Raw genomic sequence first — 21,572 nt, forward strand, 5'->3', positions numbered from 1 at the left:
GTCATCGCGCCGTTCGCGTGGTCGGACGGGACCTGTGACTTCTGCCGGGAGGACCTGCAGACGTCCTGCCGGCACGGTGGGTTCTGGAACGCGAACGGCGTGGGCGGGTGCCAGGCGGAGGCGGTCCGCGTACCGCAGGCGGACGGGACACTCGTCAAGGTCCCCGGCGGGGCGGACCCGGCGCTGCTGCCGTCGCTGCTGACGCTGTCCGACGTCTACGGCACCGGGTACCACGCGGCGCTCAAGGGCGGCGTGTCGGCGAGGACCAGCGTCACGGTGATCGGCGACGGCGCGGTCGGGCTGCTCGCCGTCCTCGCGGCGAAGCAGTTCGGGGCCGAGCGGATCGTGCTGATGGGCCGGCACAAGGACCGTACCGACCTCGGGGTCGAGTTCGGCGCGACCGACGTGGTGGCGGAGCGCGGTCCGGAGGGGATCGAGAAGGTCCGCGAGCTGACCGGCGGCGACGGTACGCACGTCGTACTCGAGGCGGTCGGGCATCTGCCGGCGTACGAGCAGGCCCTCGGCGTCGTCCGGCCGGGCGGGGTGATCAGCCGGGTCGGGGCCCCGCAGTACGACGAGGCGCCGATCGGATTCGGCACGCTGTTCCTGCCGAACGTCACGCTCACCGGCGGCCCGGCCCCGGCGCGGGCGTACATCGAGCGCCTGCTCCCCGGCGTGCTCGACGGCACCGCCTCCCCGGGCAAGGTCTTCGACCGTACGGTCGACTTCGACGGCATCCCGGACGGGTACGCCGCGATGGACGCCCGGACCGCCCTCAAGGTGCTGATCCAGCCCTGACGCGACACGACACTCACGGCGGTTGGACCGTCACCGACTGCTAGCCTCAGAAGCCATCGCCCGGCTCCGCGTCACGGCGTTGCCGGACGACGAGTACGGTATGGGCCACCGGGCGGTCTTCGACGTGGTCGTCTGGAGCGGTGCCTGAGCACCGGGAAACGTCGGCACGCAGTGAGGCGATGGTCACCGAAGGTGAGATCGTTGGCTTAATGTGTAAATTCCGTAACGAGGAGACTCCCGGAAAGCCCTCACCTCACGTAACCTGCCCAACCATGCACAGAGGCGAGCGGCGGGCCAGGCGGCCCAACGTCGTGTGGTCGGTGTTCATGTTCCTGGTGGCCAGCGCGGTGGCCGGAGCGCTGACCGCCGGACTGGCCCTCCCGTTCGCCGGCCTGGTCGGTGTCACCACGGCGAAGGCACACGACTCGGTCCAGTACCTCCCCCAGGACCTGGAGACGGCACCGCTGGCGCAGAAGTCGATCATCCAGGACGCCGAGGGCCACGTGATCGCGACCCTGTACCAGCAGAACCGGACGCCGGTCACGCTGAAGCAGATCAGCCCGATCATGCTGAAGGCGATCGTCGCGATCGAGGACAACCGCTTCTACGAGCACGGCGCCATCGACTTCAAGGGCACGCTGCGGGCGCTGCTGCGGAACAACTCGTCCGGCGGCGTCCAGCAGGGCGGTTCGAGTATTACCCAGCAGTACGTGAAGCAGAGCCTGATCAACAAGGCCCGCACGCCGGACGAGGTCAAGGCGGCCACCGCCGAGACCTACGAGCGGAAGATCGCCGAACTGCGCTACGCCATCGCGGTCGAGAAGCAGATGACCAAGGGGCAGATCCTCAACGGCTACCTGAACCTCGCCTTCTTCGGCAGCCGCTCGTACGGCGTCGACGCCGCGGCCATGCACTACTTCGGCGTCCACGCCGCCAAGCTGAACCTGCCGCAGGCCGCGATGCTGGCCGGGATCGTGAAGAACCCGACCGGCTACGACCCGATCGACAACCCGAAGCGCGCCAAGGCCCGCCGGGACGTGGTGCTGCGCCGGATGCAGGAACTGAACATCATCACCGCCAAGCAGGCCCAGGACGCGATCAAGACCCCGGTCATCGACCCGGCCAAGGTCAAGGTCGTCCCGAACGGCTGCGCCAACTCGAAGTACCCGTTCTTCTGCGAGTACGTGATGGCGAAGCTGAAGGAGAACAACGCGTTCGGCAAGACCAAGGAGGAACGCGAGAACTACATCGAGACCTCCGGCCTGGTGATCAGGACCTCCCTCGACCTGAAGGCCCAGAAGGCCGCCGAGACGTCGATCGCGGAGCACTCCAAACCCACCGACGACGTGGTCGGCGCGATCACCATGGTCGAGCCGAACACCGGCCTGGTGAAGGCGATGGCGCAGAGCCGCCCGTACGGCGCGAAGAAGGGGCAGACGGCGTACAACTACAACGTCGAGAAGTCCTACCCCGGCGGCTTCGGCGGGTTCCAGAACGGGTCCACGATGAAGGCGTTCACGATCGCCGCCGCGATCGCCCGCGGCGTGCCCACGACGTACCGGATCCGCTCCCCGCAGACCATCGACCTGAGCGGCAAGAACTTCGAGACCTGCAACGGCCCGACGTCGGCCGCCAACTACACCCCGAAGAACTCGACCAAGACGATCCTCGACCCGTCGATGGTGGACGCGGCCCGCGCCTCGACCAACACGTACTTCCTGCAGCTGTCCCAGCAGATCGGCCTCTGCCCGATCGCCACGATCGCCAACCAGCTCGGCATGTTCGACGGCCAGCTGCTGAAACCGCTCAAGCAGGTGGTGTCGTACACGCTCGGCTCGGCCGGTAACGTCACGCCGCTGATGCTGTCCAACGCGTACGCGACCTTCGCGGCCCGCGGCATGTACTGCAGCCCGCAGGTGATCACGGCGATCACCTCGCTGAAGACCGGCAAGCAGATCCCGACCCCGGGTCCGAACTGCCACCGGGTGCTGTCGCCGGGCGTCGCGGACGGTGTCAACTACGTGCTGCAGCAGGTGATGGCCAAGGGTGGTACGGGTGGCAAGCTGAAGTTCGGCAACAGCGACCTGGCGGGCAAGACCGGTACCGTCAACAACAACCTGGCGGTCTGGTTCGCCGGCTACTCGTCGCGGCTCGCCGCGGCGTCCGTCGTCGCGGACGCCGACCCGCGGATCCAGGACATCACCGGTCAGATTTTCAACGGCAAGACGCTCAAAGCCTCGTCCGGTTCCGGTACCGCGGGCCCGATCTGGGAGAGCGCGATGCAGCTCGCGCTGCAGGGCCTGCCGTCGACGAAGTTCGTGAAGGCCGACGACAAGATCATCCGCGGCAACGTCAAGGACCTGCCGAACCTGAAGGGCCTGACCCCGGCCGCCGCGGCCGCGAAGCTGCTGTCGATGGGCTTCAAGGCCCAGATGGACCACGGCGCGCGGGTCGATTCCGACGCCCCCAACGGCACCGTCGCCTGGACCAACCCCCGCCAGGAGGACGGCGCCCCCGCCGGCGCGACGATCACCCTCTTCATCTCCAACGGCAGCAAGGCCCAGCCGACCACACCCCCGTCCACGCCGGTCACTCCCCCGGTGACCCCACCCGTACCCCCGCCGACGATCAAGCCGCCGCCGAACGTGCCGACCTGTTTCCCGGGGAGCCCGCAGTGGCCGAAGTGCAAACACGGCTGACTCCGCACCCTTGAGATCAGGCGTCCGCGGGTAGTCACTAGGCTTGGGCCAACACCAAGTACTTGTGAAAGGACTCCCCGTGAGTGTCGATGAGCTGACTGCCCAGGTTGAGCGTGCGCGCCAGGATTACGAGACGCTGGTGGCGAAGGGGCTCAAGCTGGATCTGACGCGCGGGAAGCCGTCCCCCAAGCAGCTCGACGCGGCGAACGGGGTGCTCGGGCTCAGCGGCGACCCGGTGGCTGCGGACGGGACCGACCTGCGAAACTACGGCGGGCTGAACGGGCTGCCCGAGGTACGGGCGATCTTCGCCGAAGACCTGCAGGTTCCGGTGGACCAGCTGCTCGCGGCGGGGAACTCAAGCCTCGAGCTGATGCACGACGCGGTCGTGTTCGCGCTGCTCGGGAAGGTCCCGGGCGCGGAGACCCGGTGGGCCGACGTCGAGGGACTCACGTTCCTTTGCCCGGTTCCGGGGTACGACCGGCACTTCGGCATCTGCGAGCGGTACGGCATCAGGATGATCCCGGTGCCGATGACGCCCGAGGGCCCGGACATGGACGTGGTCGAGCGGCTGGTCGCCGGGGACGCCGCGATCAAGGGCATCTGGTGCGTGCCGAAGTACAGCAACCCGGACGGCACGGTGTACTCCGACGAGACCGTGCGCCGGCTGGCCGCGATGGAGACCGCGGCGCCGGACTTCCGGATCTTCTGGGACAACGCGTACGCCGTACACCACCTGACCGACTCCCCCGCGCAGCTGGCCGACGTGCTCGCGCTGTGCGCGGAGAACGGACACCCGGACCGGGCGTTCGTGTTCGGGTCGAGCTCGAAGATCACCTTCGCCGGCGCCGGTGTCGCGTTCTTCGGGTCGTCCCCGGACAACATCAAGTGGTGGCTGAGCCACACGGTCAAGCGCAGCATCGGACCGGACAAGATCAACCAGCTCCGGCACGTCCAGTTCCTCCGCGACGCCGACGGCCTGCACGAGCACATGCGGACGCTGGCCGCGCTGATCCGGCCGAAGTTCGACGCGGTCGACAAGATCCTCGCCGCGGAGCTCGGCGGCACCGGTCTCGCGTCCTGGACCGCGCCCGCCGGTGGGTACTTCGTCAGCCTGCAGGTGCCCGAGGGCTGCGCCCGCGAGGTGGTCGCCAAGGCGAAGGCGGCCGGCATCGCGATCACCCCGGCCGGCGCCACCCATCCGTACGGCGACGACCCGACCGACCAGGTCATCCGGATCGCCCCGACGTACCCGGAGCTCCCCGAGGTCGAGGCCGCGATCACCGGCCTGGCGACCTGCGTCCGCCTGGTCGCCTCGGAGAAGCTGCTGGCGGATCAGGCCCACTAAGGCAGGTCGAAGAGCAGGCAGTTCGACGTTGCGTGGGCGAGGAGCTTGCCGCGTTCGTCGTACAGGTGCGCCTCGGCGATCGCCGTACGACGACCGCGGCTGATGATCCCGCCCTCGCAGCGGAGTACGCCGGACTCGACCGTGACCGGCTTGATGAACCGTGTCATCAGGTCCAGCGACGTGTAGCCGACGCCGGCCGGCAGGGTCGAGTGAACGGTGCAGCCGGCGGCCGTGTCGAGAAGGGTGGCGATGACGCCGCCGTGCACGGTGCCGAGCGGGTTGTAGTGGAACTCGGCGGCCGGCATCAGCACGGTCACCTTGCCCTCCTCCACCTCGAGCCCGGTCCCGCCGACCAGGTGCAGGATCGGCGGTGCCGGGAGGTCGCCGTCGCGCATCGCCCGCAGCATCTCCAGCCCGGACGACCGTCCGAGCCGGGCCGCCGTCGCCGCCGGATCCGTCCATTCGAAGGTCCGGCTCCGCACACCCTGCTGAGTCTCCGTCATGGACCGAGCCTCACACCCGCCGGCTAAGTCTGTCAACGAGACTTAGCTCTCGGGGCGTCGCCTCCGGGGACAAACGTATGAAACTGTTCGGCCTCCCCCGCGCTCGCTAGGCTCTCGCGGGGAGGATCGAAGTGAAGCAGTTCAACACACCGCCGGACTGGCCCGCACCACCGCGACCGGACTGGCAACCGCCGCGCCGCTGGCAGCCGCCGGAGACCTGGCCGGCACCACCCGCACGCTGGGCATTCTGGGTGAACCAGCACGGCAGACCGGTCCGCGGACCGATCGGACGGTACGGCGGACCGCGCCGGACGACGGCGCTCACGATCGTCGTAGTGCCCGTCGCGCTGATGCTGCTGGTACTGGTGAACCCGTTCGGAAGCGGTCAACCGACCGGTACGGCACCGTTGTACCGCGCGAGCACACCGGTGAAGTCGGTGCCGGTCACGCGGACACCAACGCCTGCACCGACGCCACGACGTACGGAACACCCTGTCCGGTTGATCGCCAGTACCCCGACGCCCATCCCGGCACGAACCACGGTACGGCCGACGGTGAAGACATCAACGCCGACGCCAACGCCCGTACCGACGCGGACACCAACTGTCGTGCCACCGCCGCCGACCCCGAGCGTGGTGGTCTACAAGAACTGTGCCGAGGTCCGTGCCGCCGGCAAGGCGCCGCTGCACCGCGGCGACCCCGGCTACTCCGAGGCCCTGGATCACAACGGCGACGGCGTGGCCTGCGGTGATCGCGGGAACTCCTGACGGACGCCCTCGTTCCACAGCTCCTCCGTCTGGATGATCCAGAACGCCGCGAACAGCAGGATCAGCGTGGCCTCGATCCCGAGCACCGCGTGCGCCCAGCCGAACAGCTTCGCCCAGGCGACCATGAGCAGCGGTACGACGACCATCGCGACCGCGATCACGGAGTACCGGTTGGCCCGCGACCGCGGGACGCCGTGCTTGCGGCGGAGCTGTTCCGCGTTCACCACCACGACCGCGACGATGCACGCGAACATCACGATCGCGGCCGCGTAGTGCGCGTGCCCGATGAACCCGGACCGGTCGACCAGGAACCAGCCGAGCCCGCCGCCGAACACCAGCACCGCGACGCCGAGCCCGAGCACGTACGCCGGCGTCCACGCGCCGGGCTCCCGGAGCCGGTCGCGGACGATGAAGTACGCGGTCAGCAGCAGGCACGGTACGCCGACCACGAACAGCGCGAGCATGTTGTTCGAGACGTTGGCCGCCGCGTCGCCGAGCACCACCGGCACCGAGTGGCACGTGCCCTGCCCCGGCGTCGGCACCAGCGCGACACCAGGCGCCAGGATGCCGGCCACGTTCAGCAGGATGTCCTCGGTCTCGGTGTTGCCCTTCAGCACCACCATGCAGACGCCGATCGTGATCAGCCCGCCGACGAAGATCGCCCGGACCGGCGTGTAGTAGTACGCGCTGATCGATGTCTGCAGACAGTGCGGCGAGGTCTTCGACCACTCGATCAGCACCGCCGCGGCGAGCATCACGATCATCGCCACCATCGCCATCCGCAGGTAGCGGTAGGTCTTGATCGAGTACCCCGCCGGCTCAGTCATCGCAGGACCCTTCTGCCACAAGAACTATCGCACGACGAGCGGCCGGAACGCTTCCTGGATGTTGCTGGTGGAAGCTCGCACGTACTGGTCCGGGTCGGGGGCGCCGACGCCGTTGAACGTCGTGTACGAGATCGTCGCCGGGCACACCGCGCCGGAGATCTGCACCGACGTCTTCTGGATCAGCCGGCCGGTGCGCAGCTCGTACACCTGCACCGGGACCGAGATCTTGTGGAACGTCACGTAGTGGATGCCGGTGCCGCCGCCGACGAACGGCCGGTACGGGCAGGTCCGGACCGCCGCACCCTGCGTGTCCTCGCCCGCGCAGATCACCATCGCGGCGTTGTCGGCCGTGGTGCCCTTCCACTGGGACGGCAGCTTGCTCGTGTAGTCGGTCTTGCCCGCGAACACCGCCCGGTTGAGCCCGGAGCGCAGCTTCGGGGCAGGGCTGTACTTGGCTGGCGTCGAGCAGTACTGACCCGAGCTGACCAGCTCACGTACGCGGGCCAGCTCGGCCTGGATCTGCGCCTGCAGGATCTCGTAGTCGGCCTTCTTGATCCCGGCGCGCGCTCCGTCCGACTGCTTGGCGTGCGGGTACCGCTGCACCAGCTGGACGTAGGTACTGCGCGCACCCGTCCAGTCGGACTTCGCCAGCTTGGCGTTGCCGCAGCCGAGCAGCGCGTCCGGCTCGATCCGCGGGATGACCTGCTTCGCCTCGTCGAGCAGGTTGCCTGCCTTGGGCCGTCCGCGCAGCCACTCGGTGATCGTGACCGTCTGGCACGCGTCCTTCAGCGGCAGTCCGTGCAGGAAGTCGTTCAGCGCGGTCCGGGTGATCGGCTCCTGCTCGGGCCGCTCGGCGACCGCGGTGAGCATCCCGAACGCCACCTGCAGCCGATCGGTGTCGGCCTCCGGCCCGGCGCTCCGCAGTACGGCCGCGGCGGCGTCGACCTTGTCGCACGCCGTCGTGTCGGTCTCGACCCGGACGGTCCGCGGCGCGTCACCGATCCGGTGCCCGACGCCGTACTTCGCCTTGGCCGCGCGGACGCCGCCGCAGTCGCCGGCCTGCCGTGCCGCGACGGCCTCCTTGTCGATCCGGTGTACGTCGTACCGCTCGAAGGCGACGCCCGCGAACACCAGCACCGTGACGCCGAGCGCGACCAGCCGCTTGGTGAGGTCTGCCGCGCGCACCGGGTGGCGTTGGGCGAGGAACCAGCCGTGGACGACCTGCAGCACGCCCCAGCCGATCAGCGCGAACTCGTAGCCGGTCTTCCGTTGCGTGCACAGCAGGACGACCAGGACCGCCGTACCGACGAGGCCGAGGGCGCCGAAGAGCCAGCGGCGGATCAGGAAGTACCCGAGACCCAGCAGCGAAGCGTTGCCCAGGGCAACGGCCAGTGGGTCGCGGGGCCGGCGGTCGGGGAGTTTCGGGGCCGGTCCGGGGTACGGCAGGCCCTGTGGCGGCGGGTACTGCTGGTAGCTCATCGGCATCGCTCTCGGTCACGAGGTGTTGGACCAATTGTGACCGCTCCGAGGGGCATCCGCAGCCCGAACGACCGGTCGCCGTCAGCCCGTGATGGTGGGATTGCGGCAGCCGCGGGTACATCCGGGCGCCATCTCGTGGTCTACTGCCGGACAAGTAGTGGGTGAATCGTGCGAAGGCGCGGTCCGAGCCGACTAGGAGACTGAGATGCCTGATATCAATCGTCGGAGGTTTTTGCAGTTGGCGGGTGCGTCGGCTGCGTTTGCTGCGATGGCGAACAGTATCGAGCAGGCCGCGGCGATTCCCGCGCATCGCCGGTTCGGTACCGTGCAGGACGTCGAGCACATCGTCGTACTGATGCAGGAGAACCGTTCGTTCGACCACTACTTCGGTACGCTCAACGGCGTTCGGGGGTACGGCGATCCGCGGCCGGTGACGCTGCCCAGCGGGAAGCCGACGTACTACCAGAAGAACGCGCTCGGTCAGGAGATCCTGCCGTTCCGGCCGCAGGCGGACAACCTCGGGCTGCAGTTCATCCAGGATCTCGCGCACAGCTGGCCGGACGCGCACACGGCGTTCAACGGCGGCCGGTACGACCAATGGATCCCGGCGAAGACGCCGACCACGATGGCGTACCTGACCCGCGAGGACATCCCGTTCCACTACGCGCTCGCGGACAAGTTCACGCTCTGCGACGCGTACCACTGCTCGTTCATGGGCTCGACCGACCCGAACCGGTACTACCTGTGGACCGGCTACACCGGCAACGACGGTACCGGCGGTGGACCGGTGCTCGGCAACGACGAGGCCGGCTACGGCTGGACGACGTACCCCGAGCGGCTCGAGAAGGCCGGCGTGTCGTGGAAGATCTACCAGGACATCGGTGACGGCCTCGACGGCGCCCACGGCTGGGGCTGGATCGACGACGCGTACCGCGGCAACTACGGCGACAACTCGTTGCTCTACTTCAACAACTACCGCAACGCGCAGCCCGGGAACCCCTTGTACGACAAGGCCCGCACCGGCACGAACGCCAAGGCCGGCGAGAACCTGTTCGCCCAGCTCGCCGCCGACGTCAAGGCCGACAAACTGCCGAAGATCTCCTGGATCGCGGCGCCCGAGGCGTTCACCGAGCACCCGAACTGGCCGGCCAACTACGGCGCCTGGTACATCTCCCAGGTCCTCGATGCGCTCACCGCGAACCCCGAGGTGTGGAGCAAGACCGCGCTGTTCATCACGTACGACGAGAACGACGGCTTCTTCGACCACGTCGTACCGCCGTACCCGCCGATGGACGCCAACCAGGGCCTGTCGACGGTCGACCCCGCGGCGGACCTGTACACCGGCGCGAAGGCCGCGCACGGCCAGTACGGTCTCGGCCAGCGGGTCCCGATGCTCGTGGTGTCGCCGTGGAGCACCGGCGGCTACACGTGCTCGGAGGTCTTCGACCACACGTCGATCATCCGCTTCATGGAGACCCGCTTCGGCGTCCACGAGCCGAACATCTCGCCCTGGCGGCGCGCAGTCTGCGGCGACCTGACGTCCGCGTTCGACTTCGGTACGTCGACCACGCGGCCGGCCCAGCTCCCGGACACGAGCGCGTACCAGCCGCCGGACAACAAGCGGCACCCGGACTACGTGCCGACGCCGCCCGCGGTGGGCCAGCTCCCGGCCCAGGAACGCGGCCGCCGGCTCACCCGCCCGTTGCCCTACGCACCGGTCGTCGACGGAGCCGTTGCCGGCAGCAAGTACCGGCTGACCTTCAGCTCCGGCCCGCACGCCGGCGCCCAGTTCCTGATCACGTCCGCGAACCGCACCGACGGCCCGTGGACGTACACCACCGAGGCCGGCAAGACCGTCGCCGACACCTGGAACCCGATCTACTCGGCCGGCGTCACCGACCTCACCGTCCACGGCCCGAACGGCTTCCTCCGCACCTTCAAGGGCAAGCCCGCCACCAACCTGGAACTCACCGCCCGCGAGAACGCCCACACCGGCCAGGTTGACCTCACCTTCACCTCCGGCACGGCCCGCCGCGTCACGATCACCAGCGCGTACGGCGGCGCGCCCCGGACGCTCAACCTCGCCAAGGGCACCACGCGGTACGCCGTCACCACCACGGCCCGCTGGTACGACGTATCCGTCACGACCCCCGACGACCCGACGTACCTCCGCCGCCTCGCCGGCCACGTCGAAACCGGCACCCCGGGCGTCAGCGACCCTGCCATCAAGACCGTCTGACCCAACTCGGTTGCGACGCGAGCTGTAGCTGGACAGGATGTCTACCCTCCTGTCCGGCTACAGCTCTTTCTCGTAATTCCCTCGTACCGCGATGCAACCAACTTCGCTCCGGCAGGCGTGTTTAACCCGGAATCGAGGATGGGAGAGCAGATGAGTGATCGGGACGCCGAGTTCGAGGCGTACTTCGCGGCACGTTCCGATGCCATGCGCGGTACCGCGTACCTGCTCTGCGGCGACTGGCATCGCGCGGAGGACCTGGTCCAGCAGACGTTCACGAAGATCTACCTGGCGTGGCGGCGGATCCAGCGGCACGGGGCCATGGACGCCTACACCAGGCAGACGCTTGTCCGGACATTCCTGTCCGAGCGGCGCCGCGGGTGGTTCCGGCACGAGTCGGTCGACTTCGAGCCGACCGACCGGGCCGGGCTGTCGCCCGACCTCGCCGACGAACGGCTGGTGTTGCTGGAGGCACTCGTCAAGGTGCCGCCGAGGCAACGTGCCGTGCTCGTCCTGCGGTACTGGGAGGACCAGTCGGTCGAGCAGACCGCCGCGCTGCTCGACTGCTCGACCGGGAATGTCAAGAGTCAGGCCGCCCGCGGGCTGGCGACGCTGCGGGGGTTACTGGAACAGGAGAGGGTTCGATGAACGAAGAGGATCTCAACGAGGCATTCCACGACGTGATCGTGCGCAGCCGCCCGCCGGCGCCGATGGATCCGGCGCGCGCTCTGGAGCAGGCCCACCAGGCGCGCAAGCGACGCCGGGCGGCGTGGGCCGGGGTCGCCGCCGGCACGCTGGTGGTCGGCGCCGTGGGCGGTCCCGTGCTGGTCACGAACTACACCGGTCACCGATCGGTGGGCCAGCTGGTGGCAGGCACCGGTACGACGCAGCCGTCGGCCGTCCCGTCGTCGATCCCGTGGTCCGCCGCCACTCGGGTCCCCACGGCGGCCCCGAAGACGCGGAAGTCCGGCGACCCGTGGCCCGAGGGCCAGGTGGACCGCACGGCCACCGCGGGTCCGCGCGCCCAACGGGCCGTGACGCTGATGAACGATCTGAGCGCCTCGTTACCGCAGGGGTTCAGCGCACCGGATCTGAAGTATCCGGACGGCCTGTCGATGAGGTCGCCGCAGAGCCAGTACGCGTCCAATGACGGCGAGCAGGACTACTGGGAGTACGCCGCCAGCATCCCGGTGCAGAAAGGCGACCGCGTAGGGCGGCTGCTGGTGCAGTCGACCACGCCCGACGGGAAACCCGCGACGGACGCATGCACGCTGGCGCGGAAGTTCTCGGGTGGGAGCGGTGCCTGCGCCGTCCTGGACGTCGGCGGCAAGAAGGTCGGCGTACTGACGACCAAGGGCAACGGCAGCTTCGACCAGTGGGCCGCCTACCGGTACGACGACGGCACCGTCGTCTACCTCGCCCAGGCGAAGAAGATCAACGACTCGGGGCGATCGCCGCTGACGCAACCGGTGTTCACCAGCCGCCAGCTGGCCGAGCTGGCGGCTGCGGCGAAGTTCAAGATCAGCACGTGATCAGATGATCGGCACCTCCGGTGCGGTCGCGTCGCCCGGGGTCTGGTCGTCGAGGTGGTCGAGCTCGTCCACAGCGATGCGGGTGGTCCAGCGCTGGTCGGGGTCGGGTTGGGGGATGGAGTCGAGGAGCAGCTTGGTGTACGCGTGCGACGGCTCGTGCATCACCGTCGCCACCGGGCCGCGTTCGACGATCTTGCCCTTGGTGATGACCATCACCTCGCCGCCGAGGTAGTACACCGTGGACAGGTCGTGGGTGATGAACAGCGTGGTCATGCCGTGCTCGCGCTGGAAGTCCAGCAGGATGTCCAGGAAGTGCTTGCGGACCTGGGCGTCCAGCATCGACACCGGTTCGTCGGCGATGATGAACGACGGCTTCAGCATGTGCACGCGGGCCAGCATGATCCGCTGGCGCTGACCGCCGGACAGCTGGTGCGGGTACCGGCCGAGCACGTTCTCCGGCTCCAGCCGGACCGCGCGCAGAGACTCCTCGATCAGCTCCAGCCCCTTCGCCCGGCTGTCGGCGAGCTTGAACTTCTTGACCGCCTTCCAGAGCGCCCGGTCGACCCGGTAGAACGGGTTGAAGATCGCGTACGGGTCCTGGAAGACGGGCTGTACGTCGCGCCGGTACTCGTCGTACTCGGCCCGCGTCAGCTTGAAGATGTCCTTGCCGCCGTACAGCACCGACCCGGCCGTGGGCTTCTGCAGGCCGAGCACGTTCCTGGCGATCGTGCTCTTGCCGCTGCCGCTCTGGCCCACCAGGCTGACGATCTGCGGCGGCGACGCGGCCAGTGTGAAGCTCACGTCGTCGACCGCGGTCAGGTAGCCGCCGGTCACGTCGCGGGCGTGGAATCGTTGCTCGACGCCCCTGAGTTCGAGTTCCGACTTCATGACGCCTTCCTTCCGACCTGCGGGATCGAGTCGATCAGCTGCCGGGTATAGGGATCCTGCGGATCCTTGAACACCTGCCGTACGTCGCCGACCTCGACCAACTGGCCTTCGTACATCACCGCGACCCGGTCCGCCAGCTGCGCGTGCACGCCCATGTCGTGCGAGATCACCATCAGCGTCACGCCGAAGTCGGTGCGCAGATCGGCCAGCGACTGCAGGATCACCCGCTGGATCGTCACGTCCAGCGCGGTGGTCGGTTCGTCCGCGATCACCAGGTCCGGTTCGAGCGCGACCGCGATCGCCATCAGTACCCGCTGCTTCATCCCGCCGGACAGCTCGTGCGGGTACATCTTGCCGACCCGCGCCTCCAGGCCGACCTGTTCGAGCAGTCGCGGAATCATCTCGCCGAGCGAGTCCTTGCGGCCCGGCGCGTGTTCCAGGATCACGTCCTTGAACTGGTCCTGGACGCGCATCACCGGATTCAGCGAGCTCATCGAGCCCTGCGGGAGGTAGGACAACGCCGACCACCGAAGGACCCGCAACTGCTCGCCGTGCACCTTCAGCAGATCCACCGGCGAGCGTCCCGCCGGGTGGAACATCACCGAGCCGCCGGTCACCTTGCCCGGCGCCTTCAGCAGCCGCAGCAGCGCGACCGCGAGCGTGCTCTTCCCGCTGCCCGACTCCCCCGCGATCCCGAGGATCTCGCCCCGGTGCACGTCGAGGTCGATCCCGCGGACCGCCTGCACGTCGCCGCGGTTCGTCGAGTACACGACCTCCAGGCCCTTCACCTCGAGAACGTTATTCACCGGCCACTCCCCTCAGTCGCGGGTTGTAGACCTCTTCGAGGCCGATGTTCACCATGTTCAGCGCCGCGAACAGCAGCGTCAGCAGCGCGATCGGGACCACGAACATCGGCCACGCCCCGAGGGTCAGTGCGCCGGTGCCGATCGCGTTGAAGATGATCTGGCCCAGGTCGATCACGCCGCCCGGCCCGAGGCCGATGATCTCCAGCCCGACCAGTCCGAAGATCGCGCCGAGCGCCGACGAGGCGAACCCGACGCCGATGAACGGCAGCAGGTTCGGCAGCAGCTCGGTGACGATGATCTCGATGTCGCGGGCCTTGCTGACCCGGGCAAGATCGACGTACGGCCGGGTTCGCAGCGAGAGCACCTGCGACCGGATAGTCTTGGCCGCGAACGGCCAGGAGAAGATCGAGATCATCACCCCGACCTGGAACAGGCTGACGTTCTTCGCGTACGCCGAGAGCGCGATCAGCAGCGGGAATGTGGGGATGACCAACAGGATCCCGGTGAACGTGGACAGGATGCCGTCGATCCAGCCGCCCTTGTACCCGGCGACGAACGCCACGATCACGCCGACGACGGTCGAGATCACGCCGGCGATCGCCCCGATCTGCAGGGACACCGCGAGCGCCTTCACCACCATCGCGAACACGTCCCGGCCGAACTGGTCGGTGCCGAGCAGGTGCTTCGGCCCCGGCACCAGCCACCGGTCGTACGCCGCCAGCTCGATCGGGTCCTGGCCGCCGCCGATCGCCTTCGCGATCAACGGGCTGAACAGAGCCAGCAGGACCAGCACGCCGAGGATGATCAGGCCGGTCGCGAGCCGCCGGCTGTTCCGGATCGTTCGCAGTACCGCGGTCAGAAGTCTCATCGTCATCACTTCCAGTACTTGACCCGCGGGTCGAGCAGCGGGAGCAGGAGGTCGAGGAGCAGGACGGCGGTCAGTACCGAGAAGATCGCGATGTCGGTGACCCCGAGGATCGTGTTGAAGTCGAGCTGCTGGATCGCCGTGACCAGGGTCGTCCCGAGACCCGGGTAGTTGAACAGCTGCTCGACCAGCACGTTCCCGTTGAAGATGAAGCCCAGCGAGATCCCGAACGCGGTGATCTGCGGCAGGTAGCAGTTCCGCAGCGCGTACCGGGTCAGGATCCGGGAGCCCTTCAGGCCCTTCGCCTCGGCGTACACCAGGTAGTCCTCGCCGAGGATCGGGATCATCAGCATCCGGGTGGACAGGATCCAGCTGAACGTCCCGATGATCACGATCGACAACCCCGGCAGCAACCCGTACTTCAGCACACTGCCGATGAACGCCAGGCTGATCCCGGGATTGATGTTGGAGTCGTACGCCGATCTCGCAGGCAACACGCCCATCGAGTACGCGAAGACGTACACCAGGATCAGCGCGACGAAGAAGTACGGCACGTGCGACAGCGCGATCGACAGGTTGGTGGCGATCGCGGAGCCGAGCTTGCCGCGCCGCCAGCCGGCGATCGCGCCGATGATCATGCCGAGGATCCAGGCCAGCACGGCGGAGATCCCGAGCAGGCCGATCGTCCAGGGCAACGACCGCATGATCACGGTCTGCGCCGGCGTCGGATAGTTGATCAGACTCGGCCCGAGGTCGCCGTGCAGGATCAGCTTCTCCATGTACTTGAAGTACTGGGTGAGCAGGTTCCCGTCGAGGCCGAACTCGTGCTTGTACCGGGCGATCAGCTCGGTACTCGCCTGGGCGTTGTAGACGTAGTTCTGCTGCAGGGTCTGGATCAGGGTCTGGATCGGGTCGCCGGGCATCATCCGGAAGAAGAAGAACGCGATCGTCAGCGCGCCCCACAGTTCCACCAGGTAGAGCCCGAACCTGCGGATGGCGTACGCCGCCAGCGGATGCCGCGACAGCCAGGCCCGCGCCCCGGACCGGGGTGCGGAGTCCTGGCTCTTGTCCACAGCTGCTACCGGCGGCGCCTCAGCCGTCACGCCGGTCCCTTCTGCCCGGTGGCGCTGATCTTGCCGAGTACGAAGATGAAGTGCGGCCACCAGTTCAGCGGCACCTCGTACAGGTTGTCGTCGGTCGGCCAGTCCTTCCAGAACGCCGTGTTGAAGTACGACGGGTAGCCGGTCTGGATCGACGCGAGCAACGGGACCTGCTGGAAGTAGATCTCCAGCGCCTTGTCGAGCAGCGGCTTGGCCTCCGGCGAATCCGGGTTCAGCTGGCTCAGCTGGTCGATGATCTTGTCGAAGTCGGGGTTGCGGAACCGCATCTTGTTCTTGCCGGCCGAGTTCTTGCCGATCGGCTGGTACTTGTCGCTGGTCCAGTCGGTGTACAGCTGCACCGGGTCGATCGCGAAGCCGGCCCAGTTCGAGTCGATGTCGTACTCGCCGCGCTGGAACTTGTCGTCGTGGACGCTGCCGGCCAGGCTGCGCAGCGTCGCCGGGATGCCGACCTTGCCCAGCTCGGTCTTCAGCAGGTTCGCGATCGCGTACTCCGGGCCGTCGACCGGCGAGACCGTGATGATCTCGAGGTTGATCTCCTTGCCCTTGTACGCCCGGTTGCCGGCCGCGTTCTTCGGCGCGATCTGGTCCAGCAGCTGGGTCGCCTTGTCCGGGCTGAACTCGAACTTGTACTTGTTCGCGAGGTCGTCGTTCTTCCACTTGTCGTTGGTCGGGTAGTCCGCCCACGGGTACTGCGCGGGCGGCACCTTCACCGGCCAGATCGAGTTGCCGATCTTCTGCCGGTCGATGCAGTAGTTGATCGCCCAGCGCATCTTCGGCTCCGACATCACCCCGCGCGCCGGATCGCAGTTCAGCCAGAAGACCCGCGGGTTCGGGTCGTGGAACTGCGTCGTGACGAGGTTCGGGTAGCCGGTGTTCCGCAGCTGCTTGGCGTGCTGCTCGTCGACCGAGCCGACGTCGAACTCGGCCCGCTCGAACGCCAGCGACGCCTGGTCGAGCTGCTTCGACGTGCTCTGGAACACGACGTACTGCGGTTTGACGTCGAGCTTGTCCTTGTTCCAGTAGTTCGGGTCCTTCTCCCAGATGAACATCTTCTGGTTCCGGATCGCGGTCTTCAGCTTGTACGGGCCGCTGCGGACCGGCGGGTTGTCCTTGTACTTCGTCGGGTCCTGCGACTTCCAGATGTGCTCGGGCATGATGTTGTTCGGCGCACCGGAGATCGCAGCGATGAAGTTGTAGTGGAAGCGCGGCGCCGGCTTCAGGAACGTGACCACCGCGGTGTGCGGGTCCGGGACGGCGACGGACTTGACGAACTCCTTCAGGTCACCGCCACCACCGAAGAGGTCCGGGCGGTCCTTCAGCAGCATCACCGTGAACTTGAAGTCGTTCGCTCCGAGCGGCTGGCCGTCGTTCCAGTGCGCCTTCGGGTCGAACTTCAGGGTCAGCTCGGTGAAGGCGTCGTTGTACTTGTATTCCGTCGCCAGCCACGGCGTCAGCTTGCCGGTGGCGAAGCTGAGGAAGAACAGCGGTTCGGTGGACAGCTCCACGCCGGCGCCCGAGGGCGAACCGTTCGGGATCATTCCGTTGAAGCTGTCGAAGACCGTGTACTCGACCTGGCCGACGATCACGGTCTGGTCCCGCGGGACCGGGATGTTCGCCTTGCCGATCTGGATGGACTTGCCGGCGCTTGGCTTGTTGTTGGCGTTCGCCGGCTTGTCGGAGTACGAGCCGCCGCCACCGGAGCAGGCGGCCAGGAAGGCGGTCATGGCGGCCGCGGCTCCTGCTCCGAGGGCTCCGCGGCGGGAGAGTTGGTAGCGGACGACATCTTCGACGTCTTCGAACTGCGGGCGCGGCGCGTCATTCATGATGAATGTCACCTCCGTTTACGTTGCATGGACTGGCGGTTCACCGACCGAGAGGTGCCACGGACTATAAGTAGCGTTGACAACGTTGACAAGAGTTCGTTCCTACGTTGGAACCGCAACGTCATATCCGCAGATCAGTCGATATACCAACCGATGACAACGTTGCTCGCTCTGGGTGACGCCCCTAGGCGGAAACGCTTCCAAACGCGGTCACGCGGCGTGGCGGACGGCCGGTTCCGGTCAGTCGAAGACCGCGTCGACCAGAAGTTCGTCCGCGCGGTCCGGTTCGTTGAGAACCGCGCGGATCACATGCCGCCGGTCCCAGCGCCCGGCCGCCCAGGCGAGCGCCTTCGCGAGGCCGTCGAAGGTGGCCGCGTGCGGGGCGCCGTCGGCGTCCACCCACCACGAGACCTCGACGCCGTCGACCGTCAGCTCCTCGTGCTCCCACCAGGTGGCGGGCACCTCGGGGACCAGTTCGCGGACGAGCTCCGGTACGCCGGCCGCCGTACCGTCACCGTCGATGTTGCCTTCCGCAACTTCCTGGGCGAGCGGTACGTCGAACAGGTCGCCGAGCCCGTCCGCCGCCGCGCCGGAGCCGATCACGAACCAGCCGAGGTCGTCCCGCTGCAGCCACATCGGGCTGTCCACGACCACCGCGTCGTCCGCGTCCGTCACCCGGGTGCCGCCGTCCGCGTCGACCACCCGTACCCGGCCCGGTGCGTCACCGGGGAACAGCGCGAGCGTGCCGAGCCGGGTCCAGAGCCGGAGGAGCGCCGCCTGGTCGAGGTCGCGCTCCGGGTCGGCGAGCCGGTCGAGGACCAGCGCGAGGCCGTCGGCGTCCAGGTCGCCGACGTCCCGGACCAGGCCGATCGCGGTCCGGACCTCCTGGTCGAGGCGTTCGGTCCAGGCCGGTGCGTCGTCGAGGAAGCTCGCGAGGACCGGTTCGGCGTCCGGGTCGGCGCGGCCGGCGAGCGGCTCGCCGTCGTCGAGGAGGACGTGTTCACGGATCCACCAGGCGGCGTACGACGGCACGCCTCGCGGCTGGTCGTCCGGTCCGACGACCCGTACCTGGGTGACGAGCGCGCGGCGCAGTTCGGGGTCGGATCCGAGTATTTCCAGGGTTCTCGGCCAGTTGCCGTCGGCAACCCAGTCGAGGTCACGAATCGCGGGCAGCTCGCCGACACCGACGCCGTACGGCGAACCGTCCGGGCTGACGTCGTACACCCACTCCTCGATCCCGTCGAGGTCCTGGAGTACCTCGGGCAGGTGGTCGAGCGCGACCTCGGACGCCGTGACGACGCCGAGCGTGCTGAGCACCCCGACGGCCTCCAAGGGGTCCCGCCCGTACCGTTCCACCAACTCCCCCGCCACCGGCGAAACCTCCGCCGGATCAAGAACCTCCTGCGCAACCGACCCTTCGATCACCAGGGCGTTCGCAGGCACGAGCTCGCCGTCCGCATCCCGCAACAGCAGATCCGACAACCACCAAAGCCCCTCCGCCTGCGCCGGATCCTCCGCAACCAACCCAAGCACCGCCTCCGCGACCGCGTCGGGATCCACCGGCCGATCGGACAGCTGGTCGTCGGCGGCGTGTTCGACGGTGGTGCGGACGGCGGGGTCCTGGAGGAGGGTGCGTGGGGTGGCGAGGAGGGCGCCGAGGCGTTCGAGGGGTGGGGCCACGGCGTCGGGGTGGACGACGCGGACGCCGTACTCGGTGAAGGCTTCCAGGGTGGTCAGCGGGATCTCGGGGCCGGGGAGGAGGAGGCCGCGGGCGCCGCGTACCAGGCGGCCGTCGGCCAGCGGTACGGGGAGGGTGCCGAGGGACTCGCGGATGAGCGGGTCGGAGACCATGGTTGCGAGGGACGTGTAGAGGTTGCGCCACCAGGCCGGCGGCTCCGCTCCCCCGAGCTGGTCGACCACCTCGGACAGCTCAAGTCGCCGTACCTGCAGGGCATCCAGCGCCTGCCGGTCCTCGCGCCGCGCGGAGATCAACCCCGGCACAAGTGGCGCCAGTACCTCCGCGAACTCCTCGTCCGCACCTTCTACGACGACGGCGTCGCGCGGGCGGATGACCGATTCGTCGACAGCACGCAGGAGCGGTACGCCGGGTAGTACGGCGCGGATCGCGTCGCGCAGCATCCGGTCGACCGCGCCCGAGGCGAGACCGGTCGGGACCAGCCGCAGTACGTCGTCCCCGTCGTCGAACCGGCGGCGCAGGAGCTCGCCGTACGCCGTTGCCGCCTCCTGTACGAGGCGATCCGTCAAAGGGCCTTTCGCCACGTGGCGGCGGGTCGAGTCCAGCGGGAAGGTTGCCAAGAGCAACGCCGGAAGCGAGAGGGGTTCGTCCGTCGGTGTGGGCGCATGCACGACCCCTGGAACGGATGTTTGACTGCGTGGGAGGGCCCAGACGACCGACCACGTCGGGCGGGTGCGTTCTTCGGTGGGGCGGTCGGCGAGGAGCGCCTGGCGTTCGGTGGCGGTGAAGATGCCGGTGGTGCGGTGGATGTGCCAGCGGGACTCGGCGTGTTCGAGGGTTTGGTGGGTGTCCTCGGTTTCGATCTCGATGCGTTCGAGGCCGGGGAGGGCCAGGAGCAGGGTGTCGTCGGCTTCGGCGAGCAGACGGCGTACGAGCGCGACCGCGGCCTCGTCGCGGAGCGGCAGAATGACCGCGGTGTCGTACCCGGCCGGCGGCTCCCCTTCCGCCTCGAACGGAAGCCGCAACACCGGCACCTGCCCGTCCCGCCGCCGAACCTCCGTCCCCAGCGAAGCCAGCTCCCCCACCGCGGCGGCCGTATCCGCCTTCGAGAACCGCACCCCACCCGCCCGCGACAACACCACCGGCTCGTCCGTCACCGCCAGCACCGCCGAAAACCCCACCCCGAACCGCCCCACCAACGCATCCCCAGCGTCCCCGTCGCGGAGGTGGGGAGGATTTCCGCCCGATCCGGGAGCAAGATCCTCCCCAACCGGGGTGGTATCGGCCCGCTTGGCGGAGGCTCGGAGGGTTGCGAGGGACTGCACGCCCTCGGCGTCGAGTGGGGCGCCGGTGTTGGCGACGACGAGGGTGTTGTTGCGGAGTTCGTACAGCACCCGCCCGCGCGCACCGGCCCGCAACGCCGCGTCCGCCGCGTTCTGGGCCAGCTCGATGATCACGCGGTCGGCGTACCCGCCGAGGACCAGCTCCTCCTCGGCGTTCGCGTCCTCGCGGAAGCGCACCGGTGCGGCCGCCCACGCCGCCAGCACCCGCTCGCGGATTCCCGCCGTACCGAACACGTCATCAGTCACGGCGGCAGGCTACTGGACGGCGCCTGTCGTCTATCGTGGTGCGGTGATCGCATCCGGCAGTCGGTACGTCGCGCTCGGGAGCTCGTTCGCGGCCGGGCCGGGGATCAGCCCGATCGTGGACGCGGCGGCGGGTCGCTCGGGCAGCAACTACGCGCACCTGGTCGCGTCCGGGCTCGGCCTCGACCTCGTCGACGTGTCGTACTCCGGTGCCACCACGGCCCACCTGATCGATACCCCGCAGAACGACGCGCCGCCTCAGCTCGACGCGCTCACCGCGGACACCGCGCTGATCACGATCACCTGTGGCGGCAACGACCTCGAGTACGTCGGGACGTTCCTGCGCGGCAGCTTCCTGAACACGATCGCCAAACCCGCGACGATCCTCGGCCGCCGGGTCGCGAACCGGATCCGCGCGCGGGTCAGCTACCTCAAGGACGACGCGTCGTATCAGGCCGTGACCGATGCGCTGACCACCGTCGTCGAGCGCGCCCGCGAACGGTCACCCGAGGCGCGGATCCTGCTCGTCGACTACCTCAGCCTGGTCGGTCCGTCGACCCGCCCGCGCCTCGACGTACCGCTGAACGAGGAGCAGCTGCCG

Annotated in this window: 18 protein-coding genes; 9 read left to right on the forward strand and 9 right to left on the reverse strand. The window is 68.4% G+C overall.

Translation table 11 applies throughout. The annotated features are described in order from the left end of the window. The 4 genes from VFF46_RS07525 to VFF46_RS07540 form a co-directional block, all read left to right on the forward strand. The coding region (locus VFF46_RS07525; RefSeq protein ID WP_325036296.1) for a zinc-binding dehydrogenase at positions 1 to 798 on the forward strand (798 nt) is incomplete at its 5' end. A 22-nt stretch (positions 799 to 820) separates the two neighbouring features. Further along, positions 821 to 946, forward strand: a complete 126-nt coding sequence (locus tag VFF46_RS07530) for a hypothetical protein (protein WP_325036297.1) — start codon at positions 821 to 823, stop codon at positions 944 to 946. Positions 947 to 1,070: 124 nt separating this feature from the next. Further along, entirely contained in the window at positions 1,071 to 3,497 is a 2,427-nt protein-coding gene (locus VFF46_RS07535) for a penicillin-binding protein (RefSeq protein WP_325036298.1), read from the forward strand. Positions 3,498 to 3,576: 79 nt separating this feature from the next. After that, positions 3,577 to 4,842, forward strand: a complete 1,266-nt coding sequence (locus VFF46_RS07540) for an aminotransferase class I/II-fold pyridoxal phosphate-dependent enzyme (RefSeq protein ID WP_325036299.1) — start codon at positions 3,577 to 3,579, stop codon at positions 4,840 to 4,842. On the opposite strand, the gene VFF46_RS07545 is transcribed toward VFF46_RS07540, so the two are convergent. Next, positions 4,839 to 5,345, reverse strand: coding sequence for a PaaI family thioesterase (locus VFF46_RS07545; RefSeq protein WP_325036300.1), 507 nt, complete (start codon positions 5,343 to 5,345; stop codon positions 4,839 to 4,841). The genes VFF46_RS07540 and VFF46_RS07545 overlap by 4 nt on opposite strands. 131 nt (positions 5,346 to 5,476) lie before the next feature. Between VFF46_RS07545 and VFF46_RS07550 the strand changes: the two genes are divergently transcribed. Further along, positions 5,477 to 6,112: an excalibur calcium-binding domain-containing protein gene (locus VFF46_RS07550; protein WP_325036301.1), complete on the forward strand. Its 636-nt coding sequence runs from the start codon at positions 5,477 to 5,479 to the stop codon at positions 6,110 to 6,112. Here VFF46_RS07550 and VFF46_RS07555 read toward each other — a convergent pair. After that, entirely contained in the window at positions 6,067 to 6,939 is an 873-nt protein-coding gene (locus VFF46_RS07555) for a hypothetical protein (protein ID WP_325036302.1), read from the reverse strand. The two genes, VFF46_RS07550 and VFF46_RS07555, sit on opposite strands and share 46 nt — an antisense overlap. 24 nt (positions 6,940 to 6,963) lie before the next feature. After that, a complete protein-coding gene (locus VFF46_RS07560) occupies positions 6,964 to 8,418 on the reverse strand; it encodes a hypothetical protein (RefSeq protein WP_325036303.1) in 1,455 nt (484 codons plus the stop codon). Between the two features lie 205 nt (positions 8,419 to 8,623). Between VFF46_RS07560 and VFF46_RS07565 the strand changes: the two genes are divergently transcribed. From VFF46_RS07565 to VFF46_RS07575, 3 genes are all read left to right on the forward strand, one after another. Then, on the forward strand, positions 8,624 to 10,657 hold the full coding sequence (locus VFF46_RS07565; RefSeq protein ID WP_325036304.1) for a phosphocholine-specific phospholipase C: 2,034 nt from the start codon (positions 8,624 to 8,626) through the stop codon (positions 10,655 to 10,657). A 150-nt stretch (positions 10,658 to 10,807) separates the two neighbouring features. Further along, positions 10,808 to 11,302, forward strand: a complete 495-nt coding sequence (locus tag VFF46_RS07570) for a SigE family RNA polymerase sigma factor (protein WP_325036305.1) — start codon at positions 10,808 to 10,810, stop codon at positions 11,300 to 11,302. Beyond that, entirely contained in the window at positions 11,299 to 12,186 is an 888-nt protein-coding gene (locus tag VFF46_RS07575; RefSeq protein ID WP_325036306.1) for a hypothetical protein, read from the forward strand. The genes VFF46_RS07570 and VFF46_RS07575 overlap by 4 nt, the downstream gene beginning before the upstream one ends. On the opposite strand, the gene VFF46_RS07580 is transcribed toward VFF46_RS07575, so the two are convergent. The 6 genes from VFF46_RS07580 to VFF46_RS07605 all read right to left on the reverse strand — a co-directional run bounded on the left by VFF46_RS07580 (position 12,187) and on the right by VFF46_RS07605 (position 20,974). Then, a complete protein-coding gene (locus VFF46_RS07580; protein WP_325036307.1) occupies positions 12,187 to 13,074 on the reverse strand; it encodes an ABC transporter ATP-binding protein in 888 nt (295 codons plus the stop codon). Beyond that, a complete protein-coding gene (locus tag VFF46_RS07585; protein WP_325036308.1) occupies positions 13,071 to 13,880 on the reverse strand; it encodes an ABC transporter ATP-binding protein in 810 nt (269 codons plus the stop codon). Before VFF46_RS07585 ends, VFF46_RS07580 begins: the two co-directional genes overlap by 4 nt. Then, positions 13,873 to 14,748, reverse strand: a complete 876-nt coding sequence (locus tag VFF46_RS07590) for an ABC transporter permease (protein ID WP_325036309.1) — start codon at positions 14,746 to 14,748, stop codon at positions 13,873 to 13,875. Before VFF46_RS07590 ends, VFF46_RS07585 begins: the two co-directional genes overlap by 8 nt. Positions 14,749 to 14,753: 5 nt before the next feature. Next, positions 14,754 to 15,848 (reverse strand): ABC transporter permease, encoded by a 1,095-nt coding sequence (locus tag VFF46_RS07595; protein ID WP_325036310.1) that lies wholly within the window; start codon positions 15,846 to 15,848, stop codon positions 14,754 to 14,756. After that, the gene (locus VFF46_RS07600) at positions 15,845 to 17,689 is read right to left on the reverse strand and encodes an ABC transporter substrate-binding protein (protein WP_325036311.1); all 1,845 of its coding nucleotides are present in this window, start codon (positions 17,687 to 17,689) and stop codon (positions 15,845 to 15,847) included. Before VFF46_RS07600 ends, VFF46_RS07595 begins: the two co-directional genes overlap by 4 nt. 240 nt (positions 17,690 to 17,929) lie before the next feature. Further along, on the reverse strand, positions 17,930 to 20,974 hold the full coding sequence (locus VFF46_RS07605) for a hypothetical protein (protein ID WP_325036312.1): 3,045 nt from the start codon (positions 20,972 to 20,974) through the stop codon (positions 17,930 to 17,932). A 43-nt stretch (positions 20,975 to 21,017) separates the two neighbouring features. On the opposite strand from VFF46_RS07605, the gene VFF46_RS07610 reads away from it, so the two are divergent. Next, positions 21,018 to 21,572, forward strand: a 555-nt coding sequence (locus VFF46_RS07610; RefSeq protein ID WP_325036313.1) for an SGNH/GDSL hydrolase family protein, incomplete at its 3' end; no start/stop codon positions are given.

This window comes from Kribbella sp., assembly GCF_035655035.1.
Classification (GTDB): Bacteria; Actinomycetota; Actinomycetes; order Propionibacteriales; family Kribbellaceae; genus Kribbella.

What these genes read in the sequence shown, in the direction of transcription:
- VFF46_RS07535 (WP_325036298.1), top strand. Translation starts at nt 1,071, where the DNA reads ATGCACAGAGGCGAGCGGCGGGCCAGGCGGCCCAACGTCGTGTGGTCG.
- VFF46_RS07545 (WP_325036300.1), bottom strand. Translation starts at nt 5,345, where the DNA reads ATGACGGAGACTCAGCAGGGTGTGCGGAGCCGGACCTTCGAATGGACG.
- VFF46_RS07555 (WP_325036302.1), bottom strand. Translation starts at nt 6,939, where the DNA reads ATGACTGAGCCGGCGGGGTACTCGATCAAGACCTACCGCTACCTGCGG.
- VFF46_RS07560 (WP_325036303.1), bottom strand. Translation starts at nt 8,418, where the DNA reads ATGAGCTACCAGCAGTACCCGCCGCCACAGGGCCTGCCGTACCCCGGA.
- VFF46_RS07565 (WP_325036304.1), top strand. Translation starts at nt 8,624, where the DNA reads ATGCCTGATATCAATCGTCGGAGGTTTTTGCAGTTGGCGGGTGCGTCG.
- VFF46_RS07570 (WP_325036305.1), top strand. Translation starts at nt 10,808, where the DNA reads ATGAGTGATCGGGACGCCGAGTTCGAGGCGTACTTCGCGGCACGTTCC.
- VFF46_RS07575 (WP_325036306.1), top strand. Translation starts at nt 11,299, where the DNA reads ATGAACGAAGAGGATCTCAACGAGGCATTCCACGACGTGATCGTGCGC.
- VFF46_RS07580 (WP_325036307.1), bottom strand. Translation starts at nt 13,074, where the DNA reads ATGAAGTCGGAACTCGAACTCAGGGGCGTCGAGCAACGATTCCACGCC.
- VFF46_RS07590 (WP_325036309.1), bottom strand. Translation starts at nt 14,748, where the DNA reads ATGAGACTTCTGACCGCGGTACTGCGAACGATCCGGAACAGCCGGCGG.
- VFF46_RS07600 (WP_325036311.1), bottom strand. Translation starts at nt 17,689, where the DNA reads ATGAATGACGCGCCGCGCCCGCAGTTCGAAGACGTCGAAGATGTCGTC.